Raw genomic sequence first — 13,428 nt, forward strand, 5'->3', positions numbered from 1 at the left:
CATGCCCACGCGGAGCATGGGCACGATGGTGATCTTGCGGACGCCTATCGTTCCAAATGCTCCAGTGCGGTCAGGATCGGACGCAGAGCGTCCAGAACGGCATGCCCACGCGGAGCATGGGCACGATGGTGATCTTGCGGACGCCTATCGTTCCAAATGCTCCAGTGCGGTCAGGATCGGACGCAGAGCGTCCAGAACGGCATGCCCACGTGGAGCATGGGCACGATGGTGATCTTGCGGACACCTATCGTTCCGCACGCTCCAGCGTGGGAATGCCTTGGGTGACGCTCTGCGTCACAGATTTGCGCCACGCTGCATAGTCAAGGCCGGGCGCCTCTCGTCCTGTGCTTACGCATGTGAACGAGAGGCGGTGGTCAGGCCTTGTTGGATTCGTGCATGCGCGCCAGCTGGCGTTCGAGCATCGAAGGGTAGGGCTCCATCAGGCGTTCTACACAGCATGCGCCTTCAGGGCTGGCGATAGGGCGGATGCGGGCGCGCTGGCGGATCAACGGGTCGTCGTTGATGCGGCGTTCAACCAGCAGCAGATTGCGGCTGTGCTGAGACAGCGCCAACGCATCCTGCGCCGTTTCAGTCAGCAGCAGATCGATCTGGCTCAGACCACTCAGGCCCTCACCCAGCGTCAGGCCCAGTTGCAGTTGCAAGGTGATGCCGCTGTCGGCCACCTCGATCTGCAAGGCGTGGCTCAGGGCACGCAATAGCTCGCCGCAGCAGATTGCGTTGGTGAGGTAGTCATCACCGCTTTCGTGGCTGTGAAACAGCATCAGGGTGCTGCCATCGTTCAGGGTATGCAGCTCGCTTTCATACAGCGAGGCGGCCTGATCGAGGCAGTCGCGATAACGTTGCAGCAATTCGGTCAGTCGTGCACGCGGCAGGCGGCGCAATTGGTCCTGCGCGCCTAATTGCACGGCCAGCACAGCACTGTTGTGCGGCTCGACGGGCGCTACCGGCGCAGCCACCGGGCGGGCAACTGGTGCGGTATTCGAATTGTCACGCAGGTCCGCAAACGGATCTTCGTCGTCTTCATCTTCTTCGGCAACAATGCGACGCTGGACTGGCGGTGCCGGCAGGCGCGGCTTCGGTTCGCTGCTGCGTGCCGAGACCGGTGGTGCAGGTCGCTCTTCCGGCTCCAGGTATGGATCGTCACCGTCGTGCTCGTCACCTTCATACTCGGGTTCGGGCAGCGGTTCCGGCTCCGGAACCGGTGGTGCGAACGAGGTGCGCAGTTGCCGGGCCAGATCGCCGATTTCATCCTGGCGGTCGGTAGCCGGTGTGTACGGGTCGATATCGCGCAGCCAGATGCGCATCTGCATCAATGGCGTGGAGATATGGCGGCCGAGGCGCAGGCTCAGGGCCAGTGCCAGGGCCAGCAGAATGCCCGCCAGAATGCCCATGCTCTGCAGGCTGATGGTCATCGGCTGCTGGAACTGTGACATGTCGAGGCTGATGCGCAGATGACCTGCCATCACGTCCTGAAACGTGATCTTGATTTCATACAAGCCCTGAGCCTCGCCCAGAAGCCCGTTTTTCGGGCGCTGGCCAGCCTCCGCAAGTATGCGGTTATCCACACTGTAGATAGCGGCATGCGCTACCAGCGGGTTCTTGACCAGATTGCCCAGCAGCACGTTGAGACTGAGGATGTCGTTGGACACCAACAGCTCGGTGGCCGAGGTGGCGGTCTGGGTCGTCAGGGCCTGCCCCAGCGCATCAGCCTGTTCATGCATGGCCTGCTTGAATTGCAGACCCATGACACCGGCGTAGATCACCAGCGCCAAAGCGACCAGGATCACGTTATGGCTGGCAATGCGCAAAGCGATCGGTACACGGCGATGACGCAGGGCACGAAAGATGAGCAGGAAGAAATTATCGGTTTTAACGGGCGTGGGCCGGTTCACAGAGCACGGCTCTTTCGGTGAAGTTGTCGCGCAGTATAACGAGCGACCCAGTAGCGGCAAAGCGCTGCCTGTGCCCGGTGGTCACTGAATGTGGTTAGAATGCGGTTTTTTTCCACTATGGGGGTGCGCCTTGCGCGAAATCGTCCTGATTAACATCACAGGTGTCGACCGTCCAGGTCTCACTGCTGCCATCACCGGCGTCCTCGCCCAGGGTGGTGTGAACATTCTCGATATTGGTCAGGCGGTTATCCACGACACCCTGTCGTTCGGCATCCTGGTTGAAATTCCGGATACCGTGCAGGGTTCTTCCGTGCTCAAGGACATCCTGTTCACCGCCTACAAACTGGATCAGCAGGTCCGTTTCACGGCGGTGTCCGAAGCGGATTATCAGCACTGGGTTGAAGGTCAGGGCAAGGCCCGTCACATCGTCACCCTGCTGACCCGCAAGGTTACGGCCGAGCAATTGCAGTGCGTCAGCGCCATTACGGCTAAATACGGGCTGAATATCGATCAGATCGATCGTCTGTCCGGGCGTATGCCGCTCGACACGCCGGCCGACAAGGGCAAGGGTTGCATCGAGTTCACCGTGCGCGGCGAGCCAGCCGACCCGAAAGCCATGCAGGCCGAGTTCCTCGCAGTTGCCCAGGATCTCAACGTAGATATCGCGTTCCAGCAGGATTCGCTGTTTCGCCGCAACCGGCGTCTGGCTGTGTTCGACATGGATTCGACCCTCATTGAGGCCGAAGTGATCGACGAGTTGGCCAAGGCTGCCGGTGTGGGCGAGCAGGTTTCCGAGATTACCGAGCGGGCGATGCGCGGCGAACTGGATTTCAGTGAAAGCTTCAAGGAGCGTCTTGCTTTGCTCAAGGGCCTGGATGTCAGTGTGCTGGATGAAATCGGCTCTTCTCTACGCTTGACCGAAGGCGCTGAAACGCTGTTCTCCGAGCTCAAGCGTCTGGGTTACAAGACCGCGATTCTTTCGGGTGGCTTCACCTACTTCGCCAAACAGCTGCAAGCAAAGCTGGGCATCGATTATGTGTACGCCAACGAGCTGGAAGTGGTCGATGGCAAGGTAACCGGCGTCGCCGTAGAGCCGATCGTCAATGCGCAGCGCAAGGCAGACCTGTTGCGCGAGCTGGCGCATAAGGAAGGCTTGAGTCTGGAGCAGACCATCGCGGTCGGCGACGGTGCCAATGACTTGCCGATGCTGGCGATTGCCGGGCTGGGTGTCGCATTCCGCGCCAAGCCATTGGTCAAGCAGTCGGCAAAGCAGGCGATTTCAACGCTGGGGCTGGATGGCGTGCTGTATCTGTTGGGTTTTCGCGACCGCGAAGGAAAGCGCTGAGTCTTGCGCCGTAGTCGTTGCAGTGCCCGCGACAATTGCAGCGATTACAGCGTGCCCCACAGAGAATCGAACTCTTGCCCTGGCTTTGCCTTTTCGACCTCGGCGGCTTTCGGCGCATCGTAGATCTGATACTCGAACTGGTTGTAACTGGCGCTGCTGATGCGCCGGTTGCTCAGTGAGGCACGGCGCTCTTCGCCCCCGACGTTGATCATTACCTTGCTGCCTTCCTGAAACGGCAGGCGCGGTGCGAGCAAGGTCGGCGGTTTTTCCATGGCGCGTACTTCCGGCAGCATCAGGGTTCGCAGGTACTGACTATTCTGTTGTTCGCGAATCAGTTGCATGCCGCACGGCTGGGCAAAGGGGGCGATCAGTTCGATGCCCATTTGTGTGCCGCCGCTGCGCACTTGCCGGACCCAGCGCACAATGGCAATGCTCCAGCCCTGGCCGGAGTCGTCCTGAATGCCCACCAGTTCGCCAGCCTGTAATTGCTGAGGCACTTCCTTCTGCCACGCCAGGCAGTAACCGCCCGGGCTGTGGTTGACGATATTCAGGTCGAAGGTCGGAAACGTGTGCTGACCGTTGGAAAGCGAGTCGTTATCGCCATCGTTCTTCGGGTATTCGATTTCTTCATAGGGCAGCAGGTGCGATGAGGTCTTGCCGCGCTGTGTATCGAAGGCTGAAGCCCAAGGGTCGTCTTCGTCATCATTGGCGATCTTCAGCGAAAAACTCGCAGCACTGCCTGCGCTGTTGAGTTGCAGGAGTTCGCTGAACGACTTCTGACCGGCTACATAAAAATGCAGTGCGCTCATGCCTATGCACAGCTTCAGGGTGCCCTGGCCTGCCGTGCGCTGAAAGGTCCGCTCGGCCACATCACCCCAGGCGGCCGCCAGATGTTGCAGCAGGTCGGTATTGATACCGGTAGGAATCAGCAGTCTGGACGGGCTGCGCTGGTCGTCCGGCAAGGCCAGGTACTGGTTGATTGCCTCTGCCAGCGACTGGGTGTCGATACCCAGTAGCCTCGGTGATTGTTCATCGCTGAACAGGGTGCGATACAGCGGCGGTTTGTCTGCCGTCGGGTCCAGGGCAAACAGGCTGTTGTCCCCGGCAGGCGATTGCAGCTTGACCAGCGGGCTCCAGGCCTCAAGTGCATCGGCCAGTTTGCCGATGTTCAACTGACGCATCTGGTTGCAGCGCGAACACCCCATCAGCAGCGCGATCACATACGTCTGTTCCACACTCAACGCCTTGGTGTGATGAGCCAGAGGTTCTTCGACCGGCGTGTTGTGCAACTGGTACTGGCGGGCAATCTGGTAGATCTGATGCAGTTCGAGCCACAGACCGTCCTGCACCGGGCAGTAGAGCTGATTGGCGCGAATCAGCGGTCCGTTGAGCCCATGCAGTGCTCGTTGCAGAGCGGTGCTGAAAAGTCCGGCCTGATCTCGGGTGTAGTGGGGCGCTACCTGCTGGATGATTTGCTTGTAACCGGTCGCCAGATGGTTTTGCAGGGCCTGGCAGAGATTGGCAACCTTGCGCGGCCGCTCGTCCAGCACAATGGCCTGGTTGAGAAAGTGGCGCTCAAGGTGCTTGCAGACGAAGTACACCTCGGGGCGCAGCAGTTCAAGCAGTTGCAGGCGGTTTTCGCTGGGGGTGATCAGTTGGTTCAGCTCGGTCAGCCCTTGATAGAGCTGGCGTGCCATTTCTCCCAGGTTTGCCTTGGGCAGCCTGGAGATCCAGCGTTTGAGGTCGCGGGGGTTGGCTTCACAGAATGTCAGGCTCGACTGTGCTGGCGTGGGGGCACGCAGCAGCAGAGGGAGGCTAAAATTACTCATGTGACAGGCGAACTCCAACAACTCACTGGCCCGGACGGTGGCTTTAAATGGGGGCTGACGTCATCGCGGAGCGGCGACATGTCGAGCATACGCCCATGAAAGTGCGAAGTATCCTACAGCACCGATCGGGCAACTTTACCAGTATCGGCATCACTAAGCAGTAAATATGGCCTGGAGCCATTACTGTCCGGTCTTAAACTGCATGAGCGCCCCTGTTAATCGGGCGCCCATGCCAGGCACTGTGACTTCAAGTCACGATCATGCCTGTGTTGGAGCTGCCAGTGCCTGGCCCATCTGTACCTTGGAGCCAGCGGACAGTTGCTCGGCCCATTTCACCTGATTTGGCCCAAACAGCACAATGGCCGTGGAGCCCAGTTTGAAACGGCCCATCTCGGCGCCTTTTTCCAGGTGAATCGGCGCACGCGCTGCTTCGTCGTAGCTGAAAGTCTTCAATTCACGCTTGGGCGGCGTGACCAGCCCGGCCCATACCGTCTCGACCGACGCAACGATCATCGCGCCGACCAGCACCACAGCCATAGGCCCGCGCTCGGTGTCGAACAGGCAGACCACTCGCTCGTTACGGGCGAACAGTTCCGGCACGTTTTCAGCGGTGGTCTGGTTGACCGAAAAGATACGCCCCGGCACGTAGACCATTTCGCGCAATGTGCCGGCCAGTGGCATGTGTACGCGGTGATAGTCCTTCGGCGACAGGTAGACCGTCGCGAACTCGCCGCCCATGAACGGTGCCGACAGCTTGGGATCACCGCCCAGCAGTTCAAGCACGCTGAAGCTGTGCCCCTTGGCCTGGAAGATCCGGCCATGATCAATCGGGCCCAACTGGCTGATGGCGCCGTCGGCCGGCGAAAGAATCGCGCCGGGTGTGGTATCCAGCGGGCGGGCGTCGGCTTTCAGCGCACGGGTGAAGAACGCGTTGAAATGCTCGTAGGACGTCAGGTCTTCGACCAGTGCCTGCGACATGTCGACCTGATAACGGCGGGCGAACCACGCGGTAAAGGCATTCTTGAACCAGCGCACGCGGCATTCGGCAACGCAGCCAGCCAGTCGGGACAGCAGGTGGTGTGGCAACAGGTACTGACTGATGATGAACAAGCGGTCTTTCATTGAGGGTCCTGGAGATGAGTGTCCTGAAAATGAGCGTTTTGAAGAGGAGTGCCCTGAGGATTTGCGGGACGCCTCCCCCGGTTCATCGGAACCGACAGGCTCGATGCTTTCGGCTGGCTGCACAGGCGCGGCGGGTTCGACGGCCTCAACCGTTGCAACGGGCGTGGAGACCGCTTGCGGGCCTTCCACCGGTGTATCCGGATGGTTGCCCCACTCGCCCCACGAACCGGCGTAGGCCTTGACCCTTGGGTAGCCCAGCGCTTTCGCCACCAGATAGGTGAAGCCCGAGCGGTGGTGAGTCTGGCAATGGGTGATCACTTCCTTGTCGGGCGTGATGCCCAGGTCGCGAAGAATCTCCGGCATGTCCTGACGAATACGCAGGTTACGCGCCTTGTCCATGCCCGCAGTCCATTCGAAATTGACCGCGCCGGGTATGTGTCCGCCCTTGGCCGCGACTACTTTTTCGCCCGAATACTCGGTCGGGGCGCGAGCGTCCCAGATTGCCAGATCGGCGGCGCCCAGACGGCTTTGCAGGTATTCGCGTGTGGCGGTAGGTTCGTCGTGCAGCGTCAGCGTGACCGGGCCGCCTGCAACGGGCGCAACGTCTGTGCTCAACGGCAGCGATTGCGCTTCCCAGGCCAGCACGCCGCCATCCAGATAGTGATAACGGTGGTGGCCGATGACATCCAGCAGCCAGATAAAACGCCCGGCCCAGCCGCCGCCTTCGTCATCGTAGACGACATAGACTGCATCGGGATTGTGGCCCAGTTCGCCGAACAGTTGCTGCAGATCGGCAGTGTCGGGCAGCAGACCAGGCGCAGGAGGCTTGCCCAGTTGCGTACGTTTCGGATCGACAAAACGGGCGCCGCGAATGTGTCCGGCTTCGTAGCGAGCGCTGCTGGTCAGATCCACGAGGATCAATTCCGGGGCGTCTAGACGCTCAAGCAGATCGTTGGGTTCGATGACCAGCGACAAGCCATTGAATGCGGACATTTGCAGCCTCCGATGAAAGGAAAGAGGCGAATTGTACGCCAGGCCTCACGCTTTGCGATGACTAAAGATGCCAAGTGCCTTTTCAATACATTGCGCGGTTTTTCCGAATGCCTGGACGGAAATTTCCGACAAGGCCCCGCCACCCTGGTCGGCGACCACCAGCAGCATGACTTTACCGTTGTTGCTCAGCGAGCGAATAAGCCAGTGCTGGCCACTGAACAGGGTTTTCAGTGGCGCGGGCAGCAGGGCGGCAAACTGCGCGTTGTTCGCGGGGGTCATGCGCAACTGCGTCGGTTGGGTCAGCAAGCGTTGCAACACGGTGCTTTCCTTGATGAACAGCTGCAAGGAGGCGGTTTCGGGCGGCAGTCCGGCCATCTGATTGACGCGCAGTACGGTCGAGGTCTTGTCCAGCATCAGCAGCATGACCCGCTCCATACCGCACGACATGAACGCGTCGCGCGCCGAGGTGGTCAAGTGCATGGCGTTGATGAACGGGCTGGGGTCCTGCAGCAGCTCGGCGCAGTGCTTGCGCCATAGCTGCAGGGCGTCGGCCGAGGGCGGTGGGGCGGGTTCGTTGTCGCGCCTTACGCGGCGCGCATCCCAGGGCCAGAGCAGCGATTCGGCCGGGTGCCAGAGGTCTTTTTCCGCATGAATACGCGCGCTGCTGGCAGCGTTTTGATGCGCTTGCTGCTGCACTTCGCTGATCGACTGTTGCAGGTAAAGGCTGGTCAGCCGTTCCCAGCGCAGGCAATGCGGGCTGTTCCAGGCATGTTGCGCCGCCAGCGCCAGACCGTTACCCAGCAAAACAGTATTGGCTGGCTGGTTCAGCCAGCGCCGCAGGTTGGGGTCGGCGTCCATGAGTTGTTGCTGTTGCAGCGGGCTGTGTTCTTCGCGGGCGATGCGCAGCACCTTGGCCAGATCGCGTCGCTCGTTGATCAGCAACTTATAACCGCGCGTGACCCAGATCGGCAGGCGCCAGAACTCGGCAAGTGCCAGGCACAGCTCCAGCAGATTGACGCCGAACAGCTCTTTTTCCACTGCAAGGCTGGAATGGCCCTTGTGGATAACCCGCAACTCCAGCTCTTCGAGCAGCTTCGGATAGGCCAGCGCCATCGGCCAGAGTGGGGAGAGGAACAGCAGGCTGCCCATATGGATGTCTTGCCAGAGTCGTGCAAGGCGACTGGCAAACAACCCGTTGGCCTGTTGTGTGGCGTGCTGGCTGACCAGAATCAATTGGCGGTAGGCCGCAGGAATTTCCTCGGGCGGCTTGGCCGGCAAGCGGCCCAGAAGGATTTCAGTACGCGCCAGCCCCAGGCGGTTGATCGCAATCTCGAGGCTCTCGGCCTGCTCGGTCAAACCGTGGGTGTGATGGTTGGCCTCGCGCATCACACTCAATACCAGTGCGGGGCTTTCCTGCATCATTTCAGCGATTTCACGTAGCGAGCGGCGACTGTCGTTCAATGCTGCGCGAACGTGCCCATGATTGACCGCAGGGACCGGCAACGCGATGCCGTCAAGCAACTTGACCCAGGCATCCAGCGTTTTCGGAACGAGATGATGTGCTGCGTGTGCTGTCGACATTCGATGGCCTGTGCGGCTGATTATCTGAGCTGGGAAACCGCCAGCGTACGGGACGCTGAGGCCATTTTCCTCCTTTTATGGAGGCGGATAAATGGGTTTTTCAAAAGAACCGGCTATAGTCTGGCCCAGTTAGGCCGATAAGGAGAAGAAGAGATTCAAGAACTTCCGGACTGTCCCTGAACCCGACTCAGTAAAGTATTTTTTCCTATGGCTAAAATTATCGGCATCATTGTCGTTATCGCGAGTGTCCTCGGCGGATATGTGCTGTCCCATGGCAAGATCATGGCGCTGTTCCAGCCCTACGAGGTCTTGATCATCGGCGGTGCTGCACTGGGCGCGTTCCTCCAGGCCAACCCTGGCTACATGACCATGCACGTGTTCAAGAAGTCGCTGAAGATGTTCGGTTCGCGCTTCACACACGCCTATTACCTCGAGGTACTGGGGCTGGTATACGAAATCCTCAACAAGAGCCGCCGTGAAGGCATGATGGCGATTGAAGGGGATATCGAAGACGCCGCCTCCAGCCCGATCTTCGCCAAATACCCTGGCGTGCTGAAAGATGAGCGCATGACCGCGTACATCTGCGATTACCTGCGCATAATGTCGTCCGGCAACATGGCTCCTCACGAGCTGGAAGGCCTGTTCGACATGGAGCTGCTGAGCATGAAAGAAGAGCTCGAGCATCCATCCCATGCCATTACCGGTATCGCCGACGGTATGCCCGGCTTCGGTATCGTGGCGGCGGTACTCGGTATCGTGGTGACCATGGCGTCGCTGGGGTCGGGCGACAAGGCTGCAATCGGCATGCACGTAGGTGCGGCGCTGGTAGGTACCTTCTTCGGTATTCTTGCGGCATACGGTTTCTTCGGTCCTTTGGCCACCTGCCTTGCCCATGATGCCAAGGAAGAAATGAACGTCTACGAGAGCATCAAGGCGTCGCTGGTGGCTTCGGCCTCCGGCATGCCTCCTTCGCTGGCCGTCGAGTTTGGCCGCAAGGTTCTCTACCCGCTGCATCGCCCCAGCTTCAGCGAGCTGGAACAAGCGGTTCGCGGTCGCTAAGTCATGGAAAATAATCAGCCGATTATCATCAAGCGCGTAAAGCGCTTTGGTGGCGGACATCACGGCGGTGCCTGGAAAATCGCGTTTGCCGACTTCGCGACGGCAATGATGGCGTTCTTCCTGGTGCTGTGGCTGATGTCCTCCGCCACGCCCGAACAGTTGCTCGCGGTGGCCGGTTATTTCAAGGATCCGGTCGGCTTTTCGGACAGCGGTTCGCCGTATGTGATCGACCTGGGCGGCTCGCCCGAGATGTCGCCGAATCAGACGCTGAACCCTGAGGTCAAGACCACGCCGTCACCTGACACCGTGCCCCTTGAGGCCGAGACTTCCGAGACCAAGGCTGAAGAGGTCGAGCAGGAGCGTCTGGAGATGCTCTTGCAAGAGCTGCAGAACAAGGTCGAGGAAAACCCGCAACTGCAGAAATTCAAGGACCAGATTCTATTCGAGATCACCCAGGACGGTTTGCGTATTCAGATCATGGATGCTGACAACCGGCCGATGTTCGACTCGGGCAGTGCACGTCTCAAGCCTTATTTCGAAGACATCCTGCTGGCGATGGCTGACACCATCAAGAGCGTGCCGAACAAGATCAGCATCAGCGGTCATACCGATGCGACACCTTTTGTAGGCAACGGCGGATTCGGTAACTGGGAACTGTCGGCCAACCGCGCCAACGCTGCACGTCGTGCGCTGGTGGCCGGTACCTATCCGGACTCACAGGTGGCCAGGGTGGTGGGTTATGCCTCGTCGGCTCTTTATGATCATGAGAACCCGACCAATCCGGTCAACCGCCGTATCGACATTGTGGTTTTGACCAAAAAGGCTCAGCAGCGTATCGAAGGCGACCAGAACTCCGGTGGTGCGCCGTCGTCCAAGCCAGCGCCCGCCGCTCCTGCTACTCCCGCTGCTCCGGGGGCTTCGGCCGGGGCACCGCCAGACCCGCAGGCATACGCCCAGCCTCACGAGATCCGGCAGAAGCTGAATATCTTTGACGATGGCAAGTTGCGGGTCGAGCCAGCCCAGAACTGAGCTGCAACCGATACAGAAACGCCGCGATGATCGCGGCGTTTTTGTGTGCGGCGTTCGGTGCTCAGTAACTGTCTTGCGGCAGGCTGGCAATGATCGAACGGTAGCTGTTCATGCGCTGTTGCTGCACGCGGCCATCTTCAAGCCCCTTGAGCAAAGCGCAGCCCGGTTCGCGGTCATGCTTGCAGTCGCGAAAGCGGCACGTGCCGATCAGGTCGTTGAATTCGATGAAGCCAGCTTCCACGTCGGCACGGCTGACGTGCCCCAGGCCGAATTCGCGGATGCCCGGTGAGTCGATCAGATCGCCGCCACGCGGGAAGTGGAACAGGCGGGCGGTGGTCGTGGTGTGTGTGCCCTGGCCGGAGACCTCGGACAACGGGCCGACCCGAGTATCCGTTTCCGGCAGCAGGCTGTTGACCAGCGAAGACTTGCCGACGCCGGACTGGCCAACGAACACACTGATGTGGCCGTCAAGCTGGCTTTGCAGTGTCTGCATGCCGTCGCCGTGATGCGCCGACACTTCCAGTACCGGGTAACCCAGAGTGCGGTAGACCGCCAGCAGCGCATTGAGCGCGGGCGCGTTCTGCTCGTCGATCAGGTCGGCCTTGTTGAGTAGAAGCAGTGGACGAATCCCGGCATGCTCGGCGGCCACCAGATAACGGTCGATCAGGTTGGCATGTGGCTCGGGCATGGGCGCGAACACGATCACGATCAGATCGACGTTGGCAGCCACAGGCTTGAGCTGGCCACGTGAGTCCGGGCGGCGCAGTTCGGTGGTGCGGGGCAGTTGCGCAACGATGACGCCAATGCCCTGATTGCCGGCGCGCCATACGACGCGATCACCGGTCACCAGTGCAGGCAGGTTGGCGCGCAGGTGGCAGCGAAATACCTGACCGCTTGCTTCGCCTTCCTGAGCCTCGACTTCGACCTGAACACCGAAGTGAGCAATTACAAGGCCGGTCTGTTCGGGGCCGAGGTCGCCGCCTTCCAGTGTTTCAAGTGTAGCGGACTCGCGTTTTGCCGCGCGGGCAGCACGCTCGCCCTGAATTTTTTCGATGCGCCAGTTCTGACGACGATTGAGTTGGCGTTTGGCCATGGGTGTTCCGATGTGATGTAACCGATGAATTAGGCAGTACGATTGATCGGCAGGAGTCTAGCACGGCAGGGTGAGCTAAACTGCGCGCCTACGCTGAGGAGTCGACACATGCAGAACAAGCAGAACCTGATCTGGATCGATCTGGAAATGACCGGTCTGGACCCTGATACCGATGTCATCATCGAAATGGCCACGATCATCACCGATAGCGAGCTGAACACCCTGGCCGAAGGTCCGGTGATCGCGGTGCATCAGAGCGACGAGACGCTGGCGAAAATGGACGAGTGGAACACCCGCCAGCACGGTGGCTCGGGCCTGACCCAGCGAGTACGCGAAAGCACCATCAGCATGGCTGAAGCCGAGGCGCAGACTCTTGAGTTCATCAAACTGTGGGTGCCGGAGCGCAGTTCGCCAATCTGCGGCAATAGCATCTGCCAGGATCGCCGCTTCCTGTATCGCCACATGCCGACGCTGGAGAACTACTTCCATTACCGCAATCTGGATGTCTCGACCCTAAAGGAACTGGCTGCGCGCTGGTCCCCTGAACTGAAGTTCAAGAAAGGCAGCACCCACCTGGCGCTCGACGACATCCGTGAGTCGATTGCCGAGTTGCGCTTTTATCGTGAGCACTTCATCAAGGCCTGATCGAGACTCGCGCGTGCAGCGAATAATCTTCGCTGCACTCTTTCAGTGCGTTGGTCGGCTGGTTAGACTGCGCGCCTTTGTCGCAGAGTCGCCGCCATGTTGCTGATGCTTTATCTGATCGCCATCACTGCTGAAGCCATGACTGGCGCGCTGTCTGCGGGTCGTCGAGGAATGGACTGGTTTGGCGTGGTGCTGATCGCCTGCGTCACGGCGCTGGGCGGCGGCTCGGTGCGCGATGTGCTGATCGGCCATTACCCGCTGACCTGGGTCAAGCACCCGGAATACCTCATATTGACCAGTGTGGCAGCCTTGGTGACGATCTTTATCGCGCCATTGATGCGCCACCTGCGCTCGCTGTTTCTGGTGCTTGATGCGCTGGGCCTGGTGGCCTTCACCCTGATCGGCTGCATGACCGCGCTGGAAGCCGGGCATGGTCTGGTGATCGCGTCAGTGTGCGGTGTCATCACCGGGGTCTTCGGTGGCATTTTGCGCGACATCTTCTGCAACGACATTCCGCTGATCTTCCGCCGCGAGCTGTATGCCAGCGTGTCGTTTCTGGCCGCGTGGTGTTTTTTGCTGTGCCAGTACCTGCAATTACCGGATGAACAGGCGGTGCTCATCACCCTGTTCGGCGGCCTGCTGCTGCGCCTGCTGGCGATCCGTTTCCGCTGGGAAATGCCCAAGTTTGTCTACAAGGACGAGCCCTGAAGCTTACGCAGGGCGCAGGCACAATAGTTGAAAAATTATCGTTCCTCACGCTCTGGTATGACCCCCGAAGGTTGGACAATTATCCACCTACGCTGCCTTGGCGGCCTGCAT

10 protein-coding genes and 1 pseudogene are annotated in these 13,428 nt (G+C 59.9%); 5 read left to right on the forward strand and 6 right to left on the reverse strand.

Features of this window, described 5'->3' with window-relative positions; translation table 11 throughout:
• Positions 1–374 precede the first annotated feature (374 nt).
• Positions 375–1,913, reverse strand: a complete 1,539-nt coding sequence (locus RYB09_RS05020; RefSeq protein ID WP_316887611.1) for a histidine kinase — start codon at positions 1,911–1,913, stop codon at positions 375–377.
• A 130-nt stretch (positions 1,914–2,043) separates the two neighbouring features.
• Between RYB09_RS05020 and serB the strand changes: the two genes are divergently transcribed.
• Positions 2,044–3,258 (forward strand): phosphoserine phosphatase SerB, encoded by a 1,215-nt coding sequence (gene serB, locus RYB09_RS05025; RefSeq protein WP_058401212.1) that lies wholly within the window; start codon positions 2,044–2,046, stop codon positions 3,256–3,258.
• A 44-nt stretch (positions 3,259–3,302) separates the two neighbouring features.
• Here serB and RYB09_RS05030 read toward each other — a convergent pair whose 3' ends face one another.
• From RYB09_RS05030 to RYB09_RS05045, 4 genes and pseudogenes are all read right to left on the reverse strand, one after another.
• Positions 3,303–5,087 carry a molecular chaperone gene (locus RYB09_RS05030; protein WP_316887612.1) on the reverse strand — a complete coding sequence of 595 codons (1,785 nt, stop codon included), beginning with the start codon at positions 5,085–5,087 and terminating at the stop codon, positions 3,303–3,305.
• 258 nt (positions 5,088–5,345) lie between these two features.
• The gene (asd, locus tag RYB09_RS05035) at positions 5,346–6,209 is read right to left on the reverse strand and encodes an archaetidylserine decarboxylase (protein WP_058401248.1); all 864 of its coding nucleotides are present in this window, start codon (positions 6,207–6,209) and stop codon (positions 5,346–5,348) included.
• Between the two features lie 183 nt (positions 6,210–6,392).
• Positions 6,393–7,202, reverse strand: a pseudogene (locus RYB09_RS05040) (rhodanese-like domain-containing protein); the annotation flags it as partial.
• Between the two features lie 45 nt (positions 7,203–7,247).
• Positions 7,248–8,783: an HDOD domain-containing protein gene (locus RYB09_RS05045; protein ID WP_058401214.1), complete on the reverse strand. Its 1,536-nt coding sequence runs from the start codon at positions 8,781–8,783 to the stop codon at positions 7,248–7,250.
• A 207-nt stretch (positions 8,784–8,990) separates the two neighbouring features.
• Between RYB09_RS05045 and motA the strand changes: the two genes are divergently transcribed.
• Together motA and motB are read left to right on the forward strand one after the other, a co-directional pair.
• On the forward strand, positions 8,991–9,842 hold the full coding sequence (gene motA / locus RYB09_RS05050; RefSeq protein ID WP_002551809.1) for a flagellar motor stator protein MotA: 852 nt from the start codon (positions 8,991–8,993) through the stop codon (positions 9,840–9,842).
• Positions 9,843–9,845: 3 nt separating this feature from the next.
• Positions 9,846–10,871, forward strand: coding sequence for a flagellar motor protein MotB (gene motB, locus RYB09_RS05055; protein ID WP_058407868.1), 1,026 nt, complete (start codon positions 9,846–9,848; stop codon positions 10,869–10,871).
• Between the two features lie 61 nt (positions 10,872–10,932).
• Here the strand turns inward: motB and rsgA are convergent, their stop codons facing one another.
• Positions 10,933–11,964: a small ribosomal subunit biogenesis GTPase RsgA gene (rsgA, locus tag RYB09_RS05060; RefSeq protein ID WP_002551811.1), complete on the reverse strand. Its 1,032-nt coding sequence runs from the start codon at positions 11,962–11,964 to the stop codon at positions 10,933–10,935.
• Between the two features lie 108 nt (positions 11,965–12,072).
• Between rsgA and orn the strand changes: the two genes are divergently transcribed.
• Together orn and RYB09_RS05070 are read left to right on the forward strand one after the other, a co-directional pair.
• Positions 12,073–12,609: an oligoribonuclease gene (gene orn, locus RYB09_RS05065; protein WP_316887613.1), complete on the forward strand. Its 537-nt coding sequence runs from the start codon at positions 12,073–12,075 to the stop codon at positions 12,607–12,609.
• Positions 12,610–12,705: 96 nt separating this feature from the next.
• Positions 12,706–13,317 carry a trimeric intracellular cation channel family protein gene (locus tag RYB09_RS05070; protein ID WP_005742997.1) on the forward strand — a complete coding sequence of 204 codons (612 nt, stop codon included), beginning with the start codon at positions 12,706–12,708 and terminating at the stop codon, positions 13,315–13,317.
• The last annotated feature ends 111 nt before the right edge of the window (positions 13,318–13,428 follow it).

Source organism: Pseudomonas syringae group sp. J254-4 (genome assembly GCF_032586855.1).
Lineage (GTDB): Bacteria > Pseudomonadota > Gammaproteobacteria > Pseudomonadales > Pseudomonadaceae > Aquipseudomonas > Aquipseudomonas amygdali.